This is a genomic window from Halovenus aranensis (genome assembly GCF_900100385.1).
In the GTDB taxonomy this organism is placed as follows: domain Archaea; phylum Halobacteriota; class Halobacteria; order Halobacteriales; family Haloarculaceae; genus Halovenus; species Halovenus aranensis.
Map to the genome: position 1 here is coordinate 274,728 of NZ_FNFC01000001.1, position 16,607 is coordinate 291,334.

The window sequence follows — 16,607 nt, forward strand, 5'->3', positions numbered from 1 at the left end:
GAACTTTCACCCCACTGAACGGTGGGAAGCCGCGACTCTCGCTGGATGTATCACAGCCGGGAACCACTCTGTGGCTCTCGTCGGACCAGAGGACTACAGTAGGCCGATACTCCTCCCTGAACCAACTGTGGATGGCCGCTTCGACTCGACCCGCGGCGTTGATTACCAGTCTGTGGGATAGTTATTTGTTCACAGAGTTCTGGAAATATATTATGTCAAGGATACTTGAGGAAAGCGACACGAAATCGACGCGACGAACGTTCCTGCTGGCAACCGGTGCAATAGGAACAACAACACTTGCTGGATGTACAGGGGGTGACGACGACGACGATAGCCTGGTAACACACACTCGGGTCGGAGACGGGGACGTCGAGTTCGACCACTGGACGAGCGCGTTTTACTCTCCCGACGAGGACGAGAGCCTCCAGGCAGAGACTGCGTCTGCGATGCGAGCCCGGTTCGAGGAGTGGGCCGAGGAGAACCCGGAGTACCAGGCGAATCTGGTCTACCAGTCAGACTTGGACCAGTGGGAGTCACAGCTCGTCACGCGTGCGAGCAGTGGCGAGGCACCGCCGTCCTCGACGCTCGACTCCATCTGGGTTCCGGACAACCGGGAGTATCTCCAGCCGCTCAACGACTACGTCGACGATGTCGATGACTTCTTTCCGTTCGTTCGGGAAACCGCGATGGAAGACGGTGACCTCCTCGCAGCGTGGTTTTACACGGGGCTTCGCTGCTTGTACTACCGGACCGACCTTGTCGAGGAGTACGGAGACGGTGAGCCACCACGCACGTGGGACGACGTGCTAGAAGTTGGCAGTGCGATTGCGGAGGGGGAAGACATAGACGGATTTACCCTCCAGATGAGCGCGCTAGATACGCTGCCGCTCTTCTGGGGGCAGGGCGGCGAACTGGTCGACGACGACGGTGCGCCGGTGCTGGGTAACGAGGACAACTACGACGCGCTCCTTTCGACATTCGAGTTCTTCGACGACCTCGTCGAACAGGGGGTTACGCCACAGCGAGTCGGCACCCTCGATGACCCGGCACAGCTCGGCGAGGAGGCGGCAAACGGCCAGTCGGCAATGTTCATCGGTAGCAACTCTCGATACCAAATTAGTATCGAGCCAAACGACGACAACCCCGACCGCTGGGATGTCGCGGAGATACCGATGCGAGAGGCCGACCAGTTCGCAACCGGTGTCGGCGGCTGGACAGAGGGCGTCTACGCACAGGAGGGAGACGTTGCAGAGGCAGCCAAGTCGTTCGCGGCAAAAGCCGTCGAACCCGAGACGATGGGTCGGTACTGTGAAGCGGGGTCACAGCTCCCGACCCGAGCTTCTGTCTTCGAGGACGACGACCTGTTCAGTAGCGATACGTTCAGATTCCAAGACCAGTTCCGAACGTTCCTGGAAAACGGCGTCGCTCGGCCAAGTGCTGCGATATACTTCGAGGCAATCGAAGGAGAGTGGGTGACAGCAAAAGAACGCGTGTTTACTCGCCAATCCTCGCCGACTGAGGCGGTCGGAACGATGCTCGATAACATCGCCGCAGCGTATGACGGTGATGTTGACTATGACATCTGACGCTGCGATAGACGACCCTTCGTCGGGGAGTGGCATTCGCCGAACCGTCGGCACCTACGTCGACAGTGTTGTCTCGCGGCCGCTGTTTTGGCTGTTGCCCGCGCTGCTGTTTATCACCGTCTTCCAGCTGTATCCGGTGTTCGAGGTCTTCCGGATGAGCCTCACCGACATGAGCCTCATAACCTCCGAGGAATCGTACGTCTGGCTGGAGAACTACCGTCGACTGCTCGGCAGCGAGCGGTTTTATTCGACGCTCAGGGTCACCGGCCTCTACTCGATTGCGAGTATCATACTCCAGATTGGGCTCGGACTCGGACTGGCACTCGCTATCGACTACGGCGTCAGGCGGGGGCTGCGTGGCCCACTGTTCACTCGTGTCGTCGTCCTCAGCGCCTGGATTGTCCCGGGAATCATCATCGGCCTGGTCTGGAAAATCATGCTCTTAGAGACAAACGTCGGCGTCGTCAACAACGCACTGGGACGGCTGGGATTCGGTATCGTCCCGTTCCTTTCGGATGCACAGATTGCTGTGGTTTCGGTCATCACCGCCGGGGCCTGGCGTGGCACCGCGTTCTCGATGATTATGTTCTATGCCGGCCTCAAGCGCGTCCCAGACGAACTGTACCGGGCCGCGAAAATAGACGGGGCAGGGCCATTGGCCCGGTTTCGGTATGTCACACTGCCACAGCTCAAGTCGGTGGTCTTCGTCGTGACCATCCTCGTGACCATTTACTCGCTGAACTCCTTTGACCTCATCTTCGCGCTGACCAACGGCGGTCCCGGTCGCGCGACGGAGGTCATCGCACTCTCGATGTACAAGTCGGCGTTCAACAGCTACGAGATGGGGATGGCCGCCGCGACGGCAGTCGTCTTGCTGATGGTAACTTTGGTCGTCACTGCCGTGTACTTCCGCCTTTTCGACATCAGTGAGGAGATATAGATGGCGGGGCGCACTGACACCACGTTCGGCGGTGCTCGACTGGATGTCTCCTGGTCGCAGATTCGCCGGTACTGCTACGATGGGGTCACCTACCTCGTCTACGGGCTGGCGGTACTCTTTTTCCTGTTCCCGGTACTGTGGGTCATCTCACTCAGCCTGCGGACCGAGGGCGCAGTGTACACGTCGCTCGAGTTGCTTCCGAGCAACCCGTCGTTGGACTCGTACCGAGAGGTCCTCGACAGCGGGCTGCTCCGCTGGATGCGAAACACCCTGTTCGTCGCCGTTCTCTCGGTCACTGGCATCCTCCTCGTGACGACGCCAGCTGCCTACGGGTTCTCCCGGTTCAGATTCCGCGGGCGGCGGTCGCTCCTCCTGGCCGTGTTGGGGTTTCAGATGATTTCGCCGATTGTGATTGTGTTGCCGCTGTACGATATCATGCGAACGCTCGGACTAACTGAGAGTCACACAGGGCTTATCTTGCTGTACATTGGTCTCCAAATTCCGTTTTCGCTGTGGCTGTTAAAGGGGTATTTCGACACGATTCCCACAGAGCTCGACAAGGCTGCGCGTATCGACGGCTGTAACCGCCTCCAGACGCTCCGGTACGTGCTGTTGCGGCCGGTAATGCCGGGAATCGCCGTCGTTGCCATCTTCAATTTTGTGTTGACCTGGTCTGAGTTCGTGATGGCGTATACGATGCTCAGCCCCGGCGGGGAGGACCTGTACACGCTCTCGATGGGCATCTACGTGTTCGACAACCAGTTGGCCACACAGTGGACCAACATCGCTGCCGCTGCTGTCATTGGTATCGTCCCGATAGTCATCTTCTTCGTTGCGTTACAGCGGTACTTCGTTCGCGGACTCACCGACGGAGCTGTCAAGGGATAATTCATGGCACGACTCGAACTCAACGACCTACGGAAGACGTTTGGACGCGGCGAGGACAGTGTCGAAGCGGTCTCAGACCTCTCGCTGTCGGTTTCCGACGGAGAGCTTCTCGTGCTCGTCGGGCCGTCCGGGTGTGGAAAGTCGACGACGCTGAACTGTATCGCCGGCCTGGACTCTGTCACTGATGGGACGATTCGCATCGGTGGCGACCCCGTGAACGAGCGGCGGCCCGAAGAACGTGACATCGCGATGGTGTTCCAGAACTACGCGCTGTACCCGCACATGACCGCCGCAGAGAACCTGGAGTTCGGACTCAAAATGACGACAGGCCTCACGGCTGCCGAGCGCCGCGAGCGGGTCGAATCGACCGCCGAGTTACTCGACATCGATAGGTTACTCGACCAGAAACCGAAGTCGCTCTCGGGGGGCCAGAAACAGCGGGTCGCACTCGGACGGGCTATCATCAGAGACCCCTCGGTGTTCCTGATGGACGAGCCACTCAGCAACCTCGACGCCTCGCTCCGGTCGACGATGCGGACCGAAATCCAGCAACTCCAGGAGGACCTCGATGTCACGACGGTGTACGTCACCCACGACCAGACTGAGGCGATGACGATGGCAGACCGAATTGCAGTGATGCGAGGCGGGACGCTCCAACAGGTCGGCGAACCACTGGAGTGTTACTACCGGCCACAGAATCGGTTCGTTGCGGAGTTCATCGGCGAGCCAGCTATGAACATGGTTCAGGTTACGCGCCGGGGCGATCGCTTCGTCGCCGACGGATTCGAGTATCCGGTTCCCAAGCGGGCCGACCACCTGTCGTCTGGCAACTCCTTCACCCTCGGTATCAGACCGGGTGCAATCGACGTCGTCGAGCCACAGACGGGAGCAGCGACGGGGACTGTCGGGGTCGTTGAGCCGCTGGGTGAGACATCACACGCACACGTCGACATTGCCGACACGACGCTGACTATCACGACCGACGGCCCGGGAACGGTCGAACGTGGGGACGTGGTCGGGGTTGACTTCCCACCACAGCGAGTGCACGTCTTCGACGTCGACACCGGTGTCGCGGTCGCGCGCCGAGACGGCTTGCCAGGCGATCCGGTCGAGAGCAACCTGAACACGCAGGTCGATTGACTGCGAGCCGAACAATCCAGAGCTACCCTCACACAGGGTGGCCGAGTACAGCGTCAGTCCGCCCGCTGTGAATTGCGTCAGGGCGGTAACGACGGTGAGCTACCCGATAACGCTCTGACCCCACGGTGTTTCACCCCTCGGTGGCTGTGCCAGACAGGCGACGTTTCGACAGCGAGGGCTCCGGGTCGGTGTCGATGAACGCGGCAGCACGCATCGTCCGTTCGAGCACCGTGAGAATCCGTCCGAGACAGGAACCGTCGACCCGATGCTGCCAGCTCTCGTACGGTCCGAGCCGGTCGACCCGGGCAACCATGCGACAGAGCAGCAGTATCTTCAGCGCCCGGATGCGCTTGACAGCCAACGATGAAATCCCGTACGCCTCCCTGAACTCCGAGAGAACTGCCTCCGTCGACATCGAGAGCAGTGGCTCGAACAACTGGAACACCCACAGCTCCGCCTTCGAAACGTCGAAACACACGTCAGAGCAACCAGCCGTCTCCCAGTCGACGAGGACACACGTCTCTGTTGCAAATCTGATGTTATCGACGGTCACATCGCCGTGAATCACGCCGCTTTCGGGCACTGTTTCCCGCAGTGCATCCGCGACAGCGGGGAGAATACCGGGCAGACGCCGGTGTGGCGCCTGCTGAAGCTCACTGAGCGTGTCGAACAACATCGACGGTGCCAGACGCTCGGGCGGTGGATACGTTTCGTTGGACTGTCCCCAGCTATCGGCGGCTTCAATCTCTGTATGGACACGGGAGAGCGTCTCGCCGAGCGTCCTCGCTACCTTCCGCTCCCACGCTGGAGTCCCCCATCGCTCTGTGTTTTCGACCCGCTCGAACACGATGTACGGATACGAGTCTGCAACGCCCGACTGATGCAGGCCCGGTACGAACTCGAACCCCTGTATCGAGGTGACGACGGGCGCTTCGTATCCGTTCTCTCCTTGCCCCCGTCCGCCGTCTGCGTAAACCTTCAGAATGTATCTGGTCTCGGTGTCGTCAACGACGACGAACGTCTCGTGGCGGTCTCCCTCCGTCACGCGCTCGATAGGTTCGTACGCCGCGAGTTCCGTTTCCAGAACTGTCGAGACGGGGTTGGGCAGTTTCACGATATATTACTATATAGCTGCACTGTGATAACCAGTCTGTTCGATGGCAGGCTGTGTGTCTGTCACGCTGCCTTGCTCGGGTGGAGCCGACCGGTGCCAGTCGGGAAACGGTCCGATAGTATTTCGTAACCGAACGCCGCCCGGCTCCGGTATCTCGTTATGATTATCGAACAGGACGGCTGTGGATTTAACAGTCCGAGGCACCACCGTCCGGCTATGTACACCGACGGCGAGACCACTGGCACAGTCGTCTCACATCTCACCTGTCGCTCCTGTGGCGCGACCTACGACCTCGACCTCACCGACTTCCCCTGTCGGGAGTGTGGTGGGATTCTCGACCCCAAATACGACTACGACGCCCTCGATATCACGCCAGAGGAGTGGGCTGCTCGTGGCGACTCGATGTGGGACTACCGAGAGCTGTTGCCGGTCCGAGACCCCGACGCTATCGTCTCGATGGGCGAAGGAGCGACGCCGCTCGTCGACGCGCCGGGACTAGCAGACGACCTCGGCATTGACAGCCTCTGGTTCAAAGACGAGGGCCAGAACCCGACGAACACGTTCAAAGACCGGGGGCAGGCCGCTGCAGTCTCGTGTGCCAACGAGCAGGACGTCACTGACGTTGCGCTCAATTCCGCCGGCAACGCCGGCCAGTCGGCAAGTGCCTACGCCGCCCGCGCGGGCATGGACTGTCACGTCTTTCTCAACCATCAGGCGGGGCCGGTGAAGAAGGACCTCGTGCGCGCACACGGCGCGAACCTCCATCTTAGCGACGGAAAAATCGGCGACGCCGGCGCTGCTTTCACCGAGGCCCGCGAGGAACACGGCTGGTACTCGGTCAAGACCTTCCAGACGCCGTACCGCCACGAGGGCAAGAAGACAATGGGCTACGAGGTGTTCGAGGCCTTCGACTGGGAGGCTCCGGACCACATCGTCTACCCGACCGGCGGCGGCGTTGGCCTCATCGGCATCTGGAAGGCCTACCAAGAACTCCGGGAACTCGGCTGGCTGGCTGAGGACCCGCCGAAGCTCCACGTCGCCCAGACCAGCGGCGCGGCGCCAGTCGTCGAGGCAATCGAGGCGGGCAGACAGGAACACGAGCCGTGGGACGACCCCGACAGCATCGCTCGCGGCGTCGAGATTCCCGACCCCGGGGCGTCGCCGTGGATGCTGGAAGCCGTCTTCGAGTCCGGCGGCACGGGCGTCGCCGTTTCTGACGAGGACGCGTTCGACGCGTCGCTGGTCGCCGCCCGACAGGCCGGTGTCGAGATGTGTGTCACCTCCGCTGTCGCTCTTGCCGGCACGATGGAACTCGCCGCAGAGGGTGTTTTCGGACCCGACGAGAGCGTCGTCGTCATCAACACCGGTGCCGGTGCGAAGACGGCCTCGAAAATCGGCAAACACGCCAAGTCGCGATAGCCTGAGGGCACCGATGCGTGTCGTCGGAGCCGAGTGACAACCTCTATTGAGTCCCGTCTGGAAGTTGCGTGCGAATGTCTGGGGGCACGGACGACAATCGGGAGACAACGAGAGTATCGACCAGACGGGCGATTCTGGCGACTGCGGGCGTCGCCGTCTCGACGACACTCACAGGCTGTCAAGGTGACGGTTCTGATGGAAACGACAGCGCCGCCGAAGACACCGAGGACGACGGCGGGGAGCCAGCGCCGCTCGACCCGCCGACCGGAACTAGCGAGGACGGCATCGACGATACGGCAGCGCTCGTCGATGCGACGCGGGAGGCACTGACTGAAAACGGCTACGCGCTCGAACAGGAACTAGTCAACACCGCCGACGGCGAACAGACGCTTGGCGTCACCCAGCGGCGGCGAAGCAACCTGGAAGCCGAGCGACGCCTCCTCGTATTCGACGCCGCCTCCGAGACGAATCGGCTCTATATCGAGAACGGGACACAACACGTTCAAGCCACAGCCAACGGTGAGACGACCACCAGAAGCAACGAGTTTCAGGACGACTTCGCAGAGACGCATCCGCCGGAGATGCTCGACGGCGGCGAGAGCCTCGGCGGCATCCTCCGGACAGGGACCTACGTCCCGAGCGAGACGGTCCGACGGAACGGCCGCCGACTGCTTCGGTTCGACCTCGACACTCCCGACGAGTCCAGTGTGTCAGGGACGGTGACCGACGCGAGCGGGACGGTCTTCGTCGACGGCGAGAGCGTCGTTCACGACGCCAGCAGGCATCTCGAAATCGAGGACGAGGACGGTCGGACGGTCACAGTCGACCAGTCTTTCCTCATCACCCAACTCGGCGACGTTACCGTCGAGCGACCGGAGTGGGTCGAGAGCGACAGTTGAGTGCAGAGCAGTACCCATTACTATCTTCGGCACAACCTCTCGGTCATGGAACTCGACCTGCCAGCGCTCGGTCTCGGCACGTCAGGCAACACAGACCCGGATACCTGCCGGGAGACTGTCGCCGACGCGCTCGATATGGGGTATCGTCACGTCGACACGGCACAGATGTACGACAACGAGCGGGCAGTCGGCGCGGGTATCCGGGAGAGCAGCGTCGACCGCGAGGACGTCGTCGTCGCGACGAAAATCCTCCCCGAGAATCTCGCCTACGAAGACGCTCTCTCGACGGCCGAGGAGAGTCTCGACCGCCTGGGACTCGACTACGTCGACCTGCTCTATGTCCACTGGCCGATGCGGGCCTACGACCCCGAAGAGACGCTACAGGCGATGGATGAACTCCGTGAGGCCGGGCTGACCCGCCACGTCGGCGTCTCGAATTTCACACCCGCGTTGCTCGACGAGGCTCGGGACCTTCTGGACGCTCCCATCGTGGCCCATCAAGTCGAGTGTCACCCCCTGCTCCAACAGGACGAACTCCGGGAGTACGCCCGAGAGTACGACCATAGCCTCGTCGCCTACTGCCCGCTCGGGCAGGCCTCAGTCACACACCCCGTACTTGAGGAAATTGCTGACAAACACGACACGTCGGTGCCGCTGGTCTCGCTCGCCTGGGGACTCGCACAGGAGTCGGTCGTCCCGATACCCAAGGCGACCGGCGACCACGTCCGCGAGAACTGGGGAGCACGCTCGATTCGGCTGGACGAGGACGACCTCGACCGCATCGCCGGCATCGAGGAACGCGAGCGCCTGCTCGACCCCGACGACGCGGCCTGGAACCGATAGCGGATGCTGTGGCTGGTTTGGGGTAGTATCACTGCCTGTCGTCGATTCGAACGCCGTCTTGCTGTGATAGCTCCGGAAGCTCCCGGCCAGCCGGCAGTCATTCCTCGGTCGAGTCGTCTCCGGTGAGCCGCCGGCCGAGCAGATAGCTGGTCACACCCGACACGGCGGCCAGCGGGCCGAACCCGGGACCGTCGCCGTCGGCCCCCGTCGGAGTCGGTGAGGGGGCGGGTGTCGCGGTCGAGGTTTCGGTTTCTGTCGCTGTTGGGGTTGCCGTCGGCGTCGGCGTCGGTTCGGGCTGTTCGGCCAGTTTGCGCGTCACTGTTTCACCAAAGCCGGTCACCGTCTCGCCGTTCAGCGAGCAGTTGAGACGGTAGCCAAGTGCGTTACAGAGCAACGTGTAGCCGAAGGTCGTCAGGCTCTGGTCGAGCAGGCCGAAGGGGTGGAGATTTCCCTGTTCTGCCGGCGGTAACAACGTTCCGAGCAGGTGGACACCAATCCGCTCGCCTTCCACCGGGACTGTCGCGGCCTGCACGTCTCCGTTCTGGCGGCTCGCAATCCGAACGCTGTCGCCGAGTGCCGACTCGGAGACGGTGTAACTGGGCGGCTGTCCGCGCACGTACCCGACCATCGGATAGTCCCACGGGTCTCCTGTGAGCGTCCCCTCCTCGCCGAGTCCCTTGCGGTCGATGCACAGCGGATGGTCCTCCTCCGGTGGCTCTCCGTACCACGGCGCTCTCCGCTCCTCTCGTGTCACGTCCCCGTCTTCGACAGCATCGATACCCGGCACGTCGAGTTCGGCGGCGACTGCGACACCGGCGTCGGTCAACACCAGATTCCCGCCGGCGTCGACGTACTCTGTGAGCGCCGAGCGGTACGCCTCGTCGAGTCCGTCGTTGTGACAGACTACCAGATTGTCGTAGGTCGGCGTCCCGTCGACGACGAGTGCGCCGTCACGGATAGCATCGATACGCACGCCATCGACCGACGCATCGGCGGCGTCGGCCAGGGTATCGAAGACGGCAAGCGGCGTCACCTCGTACCTGCGTTGCTGGTAGCCAAATACCGACTCCGGGTTCGGGGGTGTCTGACTCGCAGTCAGTGACACAGTCCCGGTATCGAGGTCGGCCGACCCGCCGAAGACGTGTGTCCTGTGTCGGTACTCGCCACCGACGGGGCTCGATGTGCCGACACCGCTTGCGACCGTCTCCGAACCCCCGACGTGGGGGAGGTCAGCCGACGACCGTGCGACGCTCTCACTCTGGACGTACGCGGTCGTGCGCTCGTTGGTCGCGACCGTCCCGCTGCTCGTGTTCTCGGCGTATTCGACGGTGGTCGCAATCGCGGTCTGGTAGGCGTCGACGTGGAACTGCGTCACCGACGGCAAGAACGGCACACGCATCTCGCGGGGAAACGAGTTCGAGAACACGATTTCGAGTGTCAACGCTGTCGCGCCGAGGCCCCCGTTCGATTCTGGTGTCATCGCCCAGCGGTCGACCGCGCCCGCGGCAGTGTAGCCGAACATATCTAGCGCGGAGCCGTGGTCGAACAACCGTTCTGGGGGTTCACAGAAGCGCTCGACGCGACAGGCGCCCTGTGTCTCGTAGTTGTCGATGGCCGCTTCGAAGACGGGTTCGAGCTCCGACACCGAGCCAAGAGCCGAGGTGATGTCTGACTCCAGAGCGCGAGTGAGCAACGCCACGTCTGCCCGGTCGGCCGGGGTTCCACCCGGTGGCGTGAGGGCGACGACCGCGCTTGAATCAGCATACATCCCGTGAAAGTCGAGGACGTACTCGACGTTGTCGTGTGACCGAAGGTAGTCGACAACTGCGGCCGTATCGGGAGTCTTCTCGGCAGTCTCGTCGGGGACGTCCTCGTCGAGTCCGTCGCCGTCGTCGGTGAGATTGCGTCCGTTTGGCTCGCCGGGAACGGTGTCTGGTGGGAGCCACCCTGCGCTCGGATACTGGCGGTTCGGGTCCAGTCCAGCGGCGTTGAACCGACGAAAGTCCGGTGGCTGTGCCGGGTCCTCGTACAGCGGCTGTCTGACGACCCACCCGCCGGGGTTCGGGCTGACAAACACGAGGACGACCTCCGAGAGCAGCGCCTCGATGTCGGGGCGCTCGCCCGACACCACCTCCTCGACGAACCGGAGACCGGCCTCGATTCCAGCCCGTTCGTCGCCGTGGACACTCAGCGTGAAGACGAGTGTCGCTTTCTCCGTGACGGCCTCTCTGTCGCCGACGTTCTCGGTGAGTTCGAGCGCCCATACCTCCCGTGGGTCTTCCTGTTCTATGTAGACGTTGTCGTGGCCGGCTCCGGTGCCGATACTGCGAAGATTCAGTCGGTTTTCGTGGCGCTGTTCGAGGTGACTGAGGCCAGTCAGGGCCTCCTCTAAGCCGATGAAATCGACGCTATCGACGGGGTCGAGGAAGACACCGTCGTCGTACGCCTCGCGCTTCCAGAACGGGTTCGACCCGGGAGCGTACTCGATGCGCTCGGTGGCGTCGGCGTCGATGACCGCGGTCGCTTCTGCTGTGGTCAGCTTCGCGTAGGCGACCTGGTCGTCCTCACGCGTTCGGACCGACGTGCCCCGGCCGTCGAGTACGTCGGCAGCCGACCCGTCGGCCACGGTAAGCAGCGTCGGAATCGTGTGGTCTGACTCGATGTTGTTCACCAGAAATTCGTAGCGTGCTGTCGATTCGGCGGCCGAAACCGACCGCCCGGTGGCGGCGTCGGCTCCGAGTGCCGTTCCCACAGCCCCAGCCGAGAGGGCGGCGAACTCTCGGCGGGTGATGGAGGGGCGGGTATCCATGCTCGCTGGTCGGCCAAGAGCGACATAAATATTCAGCCACCGTTTCTGGCCGCCGCATCCAGAGGGGAAGATTTGTACTCGCCGGTGCCGTACCGACTGCCGATGGAGACGCCACTGTGGACGGAGAAACACGCCCCCGCGCTCGATGAGTTGCCACAGCAAGAGGTACGCGAGAACTTCGAGCGTGCGCTCGAAGAGCCGATGAACCTCGTCGTCCACGGCCCGAAAGGCGCGGGCAAGACCGCTGCGGTCCGCGCGCTCACCCGCGAGGTCCACGCAAAGCCCGACGCCGACCGCATCGAAATCAACGTCGCTGACTTTTTCGACTCAACGAAAAAGGAAATAAGCCAGGACCCCCGGTTCTCGCAGTTCATCGACTCGAAACAGCGGCGCAACTCCTCGAAAGCCGACCTCATCAATCACGTCCTCAAGGAGTCTGCGGCCAACGCGCCGATGACTGGCGACTACAAGACGGTGTTGCTCGATAACGCAGAGGGGATGCGCGAGGACTTCCAGCAGGCGCTTCGCCGCGTCATGGAGCAGTACTACGAGGCGACGCAGTTTGTCATCGCCACGCGCCGACCCTCCGCGCTCATCTCGCCGATTCGCTCACGGTGTTACCCAATTCCGGTTCGCTCCCCAACACAGGACGAAAGTATCGACGTGCTCGCGACCATCGCCGACCGTGAAGACGCACCCTACGACGAGGACGGCCTCGAATACGTCGCCGGAGCCTCGGGCGGGGACCTGCGGGAGGCAATCATGGCCGCACAGACGACGGTCGAACAGGAGGGGGAAATCACGATGACCACCGCATACGAGGTACTCTCGTCTGTCGACACCGACGAGCGCATCCAAGAGATGATTGCCGACGCCGAGGCCGGCGACTTCACCGACGCGCGCTCGACGCTCGACGAACTACTCATCGACGAGGGGTACAGCGGTGAGGAAGTCCTCGAATCCGTCCTCGACGTGGCTCGGTCCCGATACACCGGAGCGGAGCTAGCCGCGATACACCGCCGTGCGGGTGAGATAGACATGGACCTCGCCGAGGGAACGAGCGACCGGATTCACCTCTCACATCTGCTTTCGACGCTCGATTCCTCTGTCGAGTTCACCGAGAACTGACCTCCCGCCGGCAGCCACGGACGACCGGTTCTCTCCCGGCGTTCTCGTCAGTAGTACGGCCCGTCATCACCGTCAGAGCCATCCTCGGTGCCACGCTTTGGACGCCCGTCCGGGTCGACAACCCCCGGGAGCCGTTGATACCCTGACTGTTGGTGTTCACCGCTGTGCTGTCATTGGCTCGGTAGCGCCAGAACGGAAAGCATCCCAACGTCGAGAACCGTCGTTGTCGAAATATTGAACTACAAATAAAATAAGGGTATCTGTTGTCGACTCGCGCGCTTTCGCTACCGTCGACGGCGGACGATGAGCGCGGTCATAGTGACCGCGAGCACGCCGGCGAGAACGCCGAAGCCAGCGCCGTCACCGTCGCTGTCCTCCGGCGTCTCGGTTGCCGTCGGCGTGTCTTCCGACATTGGCGTCTCGGTCGGCGTCGGCTCCGCGGTGTCGTCACCGGACTCGGAGCTGTCGGTCGACGTCTCGGTCGGAGTTGCTGTCGACGTCTCGGTCGGAGTTGCTGTCGGCGTCGACTCCTGGGACTCGACGAGGTCGATGTCGTGGACTGCCGTCAGGTCCTCGACGGTCGGCGCGGTGACGACGGTCACCGTACTCCCGTCGGGGACGAGTGTGAGCGCCATGTCCCAGTCGCTGTTCTCGCCGAATCTGTACGTGTGCTCGTAGCCGTCGACAGCCTCGCCGCCGCGAATCCCGGCGAGTTGTCCGTAGCTCTCGATGAACGGCTTGGCGTCCTCGGCGGAGGCCCACTCCACTTTCCAGACTGTGCCTGTCTGGTTGCCGTTCTGGTAGGTGTACAGCTTGTCGTCACGCCAGCCCTCGGTCTGTGGGTGTCCGTAAATCAGCGGCTGGGTGTTCGATACCTCACCGCCGGCCGTGGTGTTGAGGAACGACTGCGGGTCGATAATCGGCTGTTGACTGTCGTACGTCGTGGCCATGAACATCGCGGCGATGTTGCTCGGCCCAAGTGTGTCGTAATCGAGTTCGTCCTCCCAGGTGAGACGTTCCCACCCGTCGCTGCTCTGGTCGGCAACCTCGACATCAGCGAGGTCGACCTCCTCGTAGGTCTCGGGGAAGACGGTGTACAGCGCCGAATCTGGCGGGTTGTCGTACATCGCATCGATTGCGTCCCAGCCCTCTGCTTCGTAGATGGACTGGATAAACGGCGGCCCTTCGCTGTAGGGCTGGAAGCTCTGGAGGTACAGTCCCCAATTCGCGGGACCACTGCCGCTGCCGCCGCCGTTTTCGTTGGATTCACTCACGCAGGGCTCGTTCCACAGTCCCTCATTGCAGGCCTGCTGGTAGCGCTGGTCGACGAGGTTCATATCTCCCTCGACGAGACCCTCGTAGCCGAGGTCCTCGTCGGTCGTCTCACCGACCAGACGCGTCAGGTTGAACTGCTGGTCCTGGATTGCGTGGCCGACTTCCTGTGCGAGGACCTGCTCCTCGATGAGGAAGTTCTCCGGGTCGTCGGTAACGACGACGATGCGGTTCTCGGTCGGACTATAGAAGCCGCCCACCGTCGTGCCGCGGTTCGCTTCGCGCACGGAAATCGAGTCTTCCTCTGAGCTAATCATCAGCGTCGTCTCGAAACGCGCGTTATCGGCGAGCCTGTTTTTCTCGCTGACGTTCGCATAGGTTCCGGTCTGGTTAGCCTGAAACTCCTCGCGTGTTTGAATCTGGACCGGCGGGGTTCCGTCGACCGCCGCCAGACACCGAATCGCTTCCACGCGAGCGGTGGTTCGTGCACTGAGATGTTCCAATTCGGTGTCGTTGAGCCCGTCGGAGGTGTCGATGGCTAGTGGCTCGTTGTACCAGATGCCGTCGACCCAGCCAAGGACCTCGTTACCCCCATCGGGGTCTGCGTAGTCCGCTGGCGGCTCGGCCGCACACTCCTCGATGTGGTTGTCAGCAACGACGCTATCGGTAACGCCGCCTGCTTCTGTCGCTGTGCTATCGTTGAGACTCGCTGCCCCCGGCACGGCCACCGCAGCAAGGGCCATCAGGGCGACTGCAAGCGCAAAAACTGTTGTTCGCCGTCGCATCATTACATGACCGGGCGTCGACCGTAATAAGTCATCGCATCTCAAGCGTGAGTCAACGTCACACAACGGAGTTTTCGTTTGTAATTTGAGCTACTCGACTCGACGAAGCCACGCCGCCGGGTCGTCGAGTTCGTCGTCACTCGGCAGCATCTCGGGCGACTTCCAGACCCGACCGGCAGTCTCGACATCCCGCATCTCGACGACGGTCTCGAAGAACTCCTTGCCTCGCTCGTACTGGCGGCGCTTGACGCTCAATCCCAGGTACCGGCGGATGAGCGCTTCGACCGGTCCCTGTCCCTCTCGGCGCTGTTCGAGCTTGCGGCGCATATCGTCGTACTCCTCGTCGAACGCCCGGTCCATGATGAGTTCCGCGTAGCCTTCGACGGCGGTCATCGTGGTGTCGAGTTCGCCCAGCGCGGTTCGGTCGATATCCCCGCCAGAGAGTTTGTCGATAGCCTCCTGCATGTTAGCTTCGAGGTGGTCTGAGAGCCACGGGGCCGCGCCGAACTCCGCGGCGTGTGTGACCTCGTGGAAGGCAATCCAGCGACGGAACCGGCCGTAGGGAACGCCGAGTACATCGGCGACGTGTCTGATGTTTGGCCGAACGAAATAGAGTGCGTGGGGCTCACCATCGGCAAGCAACAGCGGGTCGTACTGGCCGAGGACGTGTTTCGAGAGAAAACGCAACGCAAAGGCCATCGAACCGGTGTTTGCGACCTGTGCGAGTCCCGGCGCGGTCTGTGCCTGCTGTTCTAGGGGACGCATGACGCGTTCGAACGTCGCCACGTTGGCGTCGAGCCAGTGGTGTCGGTTCTGAATCTCGACACGGTCTGGCAAGTCGAAGTCGATATCGGTTACCTCGCGTACGCGGTCGCGCGCATCCTTGGCGTCGGCGGCGTATGCCTCCCGTTCGGCATCGGAGACATCGAGGTTGCCGGGCTCGACCGACGCTTTGGCGGCGTTCGCGACGGCCTCCCAGTCAATCGGGCCGTCACCACTCGCACCGGTGACTGCCCGTACGCTGTGATAAATTCCCATGCCTGTGGATTGTGACTGACGAATAAAGACCTTCTCCCTAGTCGTCTGCGTGGATGAACCCGTGAACGCTCCGCTCGCCTGCCGTGTCTGGGGCGCCGACGTCGAACTCGACCTCGAACCCATCGGAGCCGAGCGAGACGGCCATATCCGAGACAGCGAGACTGTACTGTTCGCAGTGGTGTCCATCGGGGTCGACGTGCAGCGTCGACTCCACGATGTCTGCCTCCTGCAGGTCGTCGAGCCGACGGTACGCGGTCGCCTTCGATACGTCTGCACGGTCGATAAGCTCGCTTCCAGTCATCGGGTCCTCGCCGAGTGCTGCCAGCACGCGCTGGGTGTACTCGTCGCCGAGCAATTCGAGCAGCGACTCCGCCGCAGACCCGCGAACAGTTACGGTCTCGTCGAGTGCTTCCGTCGGACGGACAGAGCGTCGGGAACTTGCCATACCTATACTCTCTTTCCCTTCCCACGTGGAACGGAGGGCTAGCTATCATTGTTGCCGTCTCTATCTATATCTAGCTATACAGAGACGGGAAAATGTACCCCGGGCGTGTACGGATGCCTCGGCCGAGTGCGTCGTTTCTGACCGAGAAACAGCGATGGTGGATTCAATACACGTGCGAACTGACTACCGATGGCGGCAAACATATGCCGCCTGAATCCGTCCCCCCTGACGGAAAGCCAGCAACAGTTGAACGGTCACGGTGTCGGGAAATCCTGCCCCGGTTTTCCCGCCCCCTCTCCGT

The 16,607-nt window shown here is 62.3% G+C and carries 13 protein-coding genes; 8 read left to right on the forward strand and 5 right to left on the reverse strand.

Annotated elements, in window-relative coordinates; translation table 11 throughout:
* The first annotated feature begins 212 nt into the window (after positions 1 to 212).
* From BLR34_RS01440 to BLR34_RS01455, 4 genes are read left to right on the forward strand one after another with little or no spacing between them, the layout of a single operon-like run.
* Positions 213 to 1,586, forward strand: coding sequence for an extracellular solute-binding protein (locus BLR34_RS01440; RefSeq protein WP_092698683.1), 1,374 nt, complete (start codon positions 213 to 215; stop codon positions 1,584 to 1,586).
* Entirely contained in the window at positions 1,576 to 2,526 is a 951-nt protein-coding gene (locus BLR34_RS01445) for a carbohydrate ABC transporter permease (protein WP_092698685.1), read from the forward strand. The genes BLR34_RS01440 and BLR34_RS01445 overlap by 11 nt, the downstream gene beginning before the upstream one ends.
* The gene (locus BLR34_RS01450) at positions 2,527 to 3,414 is read left to right on the forward strand and encodes a carbohydrate ABC transporter permease (RefSeq protein WP_092698687.1); all 888 of its coding nucleotides are present in this window, start codon (positions 2,527 to 2,529) and stop codon (positions 3,412 to 3,414) included.
* 3 nt (positions 3,415 to 3,417) lie between these two features.
* Positions 3,418 to 4,554, forward strand: a complete 1,137-nt coding sequence (locus tag BLR34_RS01455) for an ABC transporter ATP-binding protein (RefSeq protein ID WP_092698689.1) — start codon at positions 3,418 to 3,420, stop codon at positions 4,552 to 4,554.
* Positions 4,555 to 4,684: 130 nt separating this feature from the next.
* Here the strand turns inward: BLR34_RS01455 and BLR34_RS01460 are convergent, their stop codons facing one another.
* Positions 4,685 to 5,668: a phosphotransferase family protein gene (locus tag BLR34_RS01460; protein ID WP_176765199.1), complete on the reverse strand. Its 984-nt coding sequence runs from the start codon at positions 5,666 to 5,668 to the stop codon at positions 4,685 to 4,687.
* A 216-nt stretch (positions 5,669 to 5,884) separates the two neighbouring features.
* Between BLR34_RS01460 and BLR34_RS01465 the strand changes: the two genes are divergently transcribed.
* The 3 genes from BLR34_RS01465 to BLR34_RS01475 all read left to right on the forward strand — a co-directional run bounded on the left by BLR34_RS01465 (position 5,885) and on the right by BLR34_RS01475 (position 8,829).
* Positions 5,885 to 7,087 carry a threonine synthase gene (locus BLR34_RS01465; RefSeq protein WP_092698693.1) on the forward strand — a complete coding sequence of 401 codons (1,203 nt, stop codon included), beginning with the start codon at positions 5,885 to 5,887 and terminating at the stop codon, positions 7,085 to 7,087.
* Between the two features lie 74 nt (positions 7,088 to 7,161).
* Positions 7,162 to 7,986: a DUF7537 family lipoprotein gene (locus tag BLR34_RS01470; protein ID WP_092698695.1), complete on the forward strand. Its 825-nt coding sequence runs from the start codon at positions 7,162 to 7,164 to the stop codon at positions 7,984 to 7,986.
* Between the two features lie 45 nt (positions 7,987 to 8,031).
* Entirely contained in the window at positions 8,032 to 8,829 is a 798-nt protein-coding gene (locus tag BLR34_RS01475; RefSeq protein WP_092698697.1) for an aldo/keto reductase, read from the forward strand.
* 97 nt (positions 8,830 to 8,926) lie between these two features.
* On the opposite strand, the gene BLR34_RS01480 is transcribed toward BLR34_RS01475, so the two are convergent.
* On the reverse strand, positions 8,927 to 11,638 hold the full coding sequence (locus tag BLR34_RS01480; RefSeq protein ID WP_092698699.1) for a M14 family metallopeptidase: 2,712 nt from the start codon (positions 11,636 to 11,638) through the stop codon (positions 8,927 to 8,929).
* 102 nt (positions 11,639 to 11,740) lie between these two features.
* Here BLR34_RS01480 and BLR34_RS01485 point away from each other — a divergent pair, with 102 nt between their 5' ends.
* Entirely contained in the window at positions 11,741 to 12,766 is a 1,026-nt protein-coding gene (locus BLR34_RS01485; RefSeq protein WP_092698701.1) for an AAA family ATPase, read from the forward strand.
* Between the two features lie 284 nt (positions 12,767 to 13,050).
* Here the strand turns inward: BLR34_RS01485 and BLR34_RS01490 are convergent, their stop codons facing one another.
* From BLR34_RS01490 to BLR34_RS01500, 3 genes are all read right to left on the reverse strand, one after another.
* Entirely contained in the window at positions 13,051 to 14,823 is a 1,773-nt protein-coding gene (locus tag BLR34_RS01490; protein WP_143414099.1) for an Hvo_1808 family surface protein, read from the reverse strand.
* Positions 14,824 to 14,913: 90 nt separating this feature from the next.
* Positions 14,914 to 15,861 carry a zinc-dependent metalloprotease gene (locus BLR34_RS01495; RefSeq protein WP_092698705.1) on the reverse strand — a complete coding sequence of 316 codons (948 nt, stop codon included), beginning with the start codon at positions 15,859 to 15,861 and terminating at the stop codon, positions 14,914 to 14,916.
* Positions 15,862 to 15,898: 37 nt separating this feature from the next.
* Complete coding sequence (locus BLR34_RS01500) at positions 15,899 to 16,306, reverse strand: winged helix-turn-helix domain-containing protein (RefSeq protein WP_092698707.1); 408 nt, start codon at positions 16,304 to 16,306, stop codon at positions 15,899 to 15,901.
* Between the last annotated feature and the right edge of the window lie 301 nt (positions 16,307 to 16,607).

What these genes read in the sequence shown, in the direction of transcription:
- BLR34_RS01450 (WP_092698687.1), top strand. Translation starts at nt 2,527, where the DNA reads ATGGCGGGGCGCACTGACACCACGTTCGGCGGTGCTCGACTGGATGTC.
- BLR34_RS01490 (WP_143414099.1), bottom strand. Translation starts at nt 14,823, where the DNA reads ATGCGACGGCGAACAACAGTTTTTGCGCTTGCAGTCGCCCTGATGGCC.
- BLR34_RS01480 (WP_092698699.1), bottom strand. Translation starts at nt 11,638, where the DNA reads ATGGATACCCGCCCCTCCATCACCCGCCGAGAGTTCGCCGCCCTCTCG.
- BLR34_RS01475 (WP_092698697.1), top strand. Translation starts at nt 8,032, where the DNA reads ATGGAACTCGACCTGCCAGCGCTCGGTCTCGGCACGTCAGGCAACACA.
- BLR34_RS01445 (WP_092698685.1), top strand. Translation starts at nt 1,576, where the DNA reads ATGACATCTGACGCTGCGATAGACGACCCTTCGTCGGGGAGTGGCATT.
- BLR34_RS01495 (WP_092698705.1), bottom strand. Translation starts at nt 15,861, where the DNA reads ATGGGAATTTATCACAGCGTACGGGCAGTCACCGGTGCGAGTGGTGAC.
- BLR34_RS01470 (WP_092698695.1), top strand. Translation starts at nt 7,162, where the DNA reads ATGTCTGGGGGCACGGACGACAATCGGGAGACAACGAGAGTATCGACC.
- BLR34_RS01485 (WP_092698701.1), top strand. Translation starts at nt 11,741, where the DNA reads ATGGAGACGCCACTGTGGACGGAGAAACACGCCCCCGCGCTCGATGAG.
- BLR34_RS01440 (WP_092698683.1), top strand. Translation starts at nt 213, where the DNA reads ATGTCAAGGATACTTGAGGAAAGCGACACGAAATCGACGCGACGAACG.
- BLR34_RS01465 (WP_092698693.1), top strand. Translation starts at nt 5,885, where the DNA reads ATGTACACCGACGGCGAGACCACTGGCACAGTCGTCTCACATCTCACC.
- BLR34_RS01500 (WP_092698707.1), bottom strand. Translation starts at nt 16,306, where the DNA reads ATGGCAAGTTCCCGACGCTCTGTCCGTCCGACGGAAGCACTCGACGAG.
- BLR34_RS01455 (WP_092698689.1), top strand. Translation starts at nt 3,418, where the DNA reads ATGGCACGACTCGAACTCAACGACCTACGGAAGACGTTTGGACGCGGC.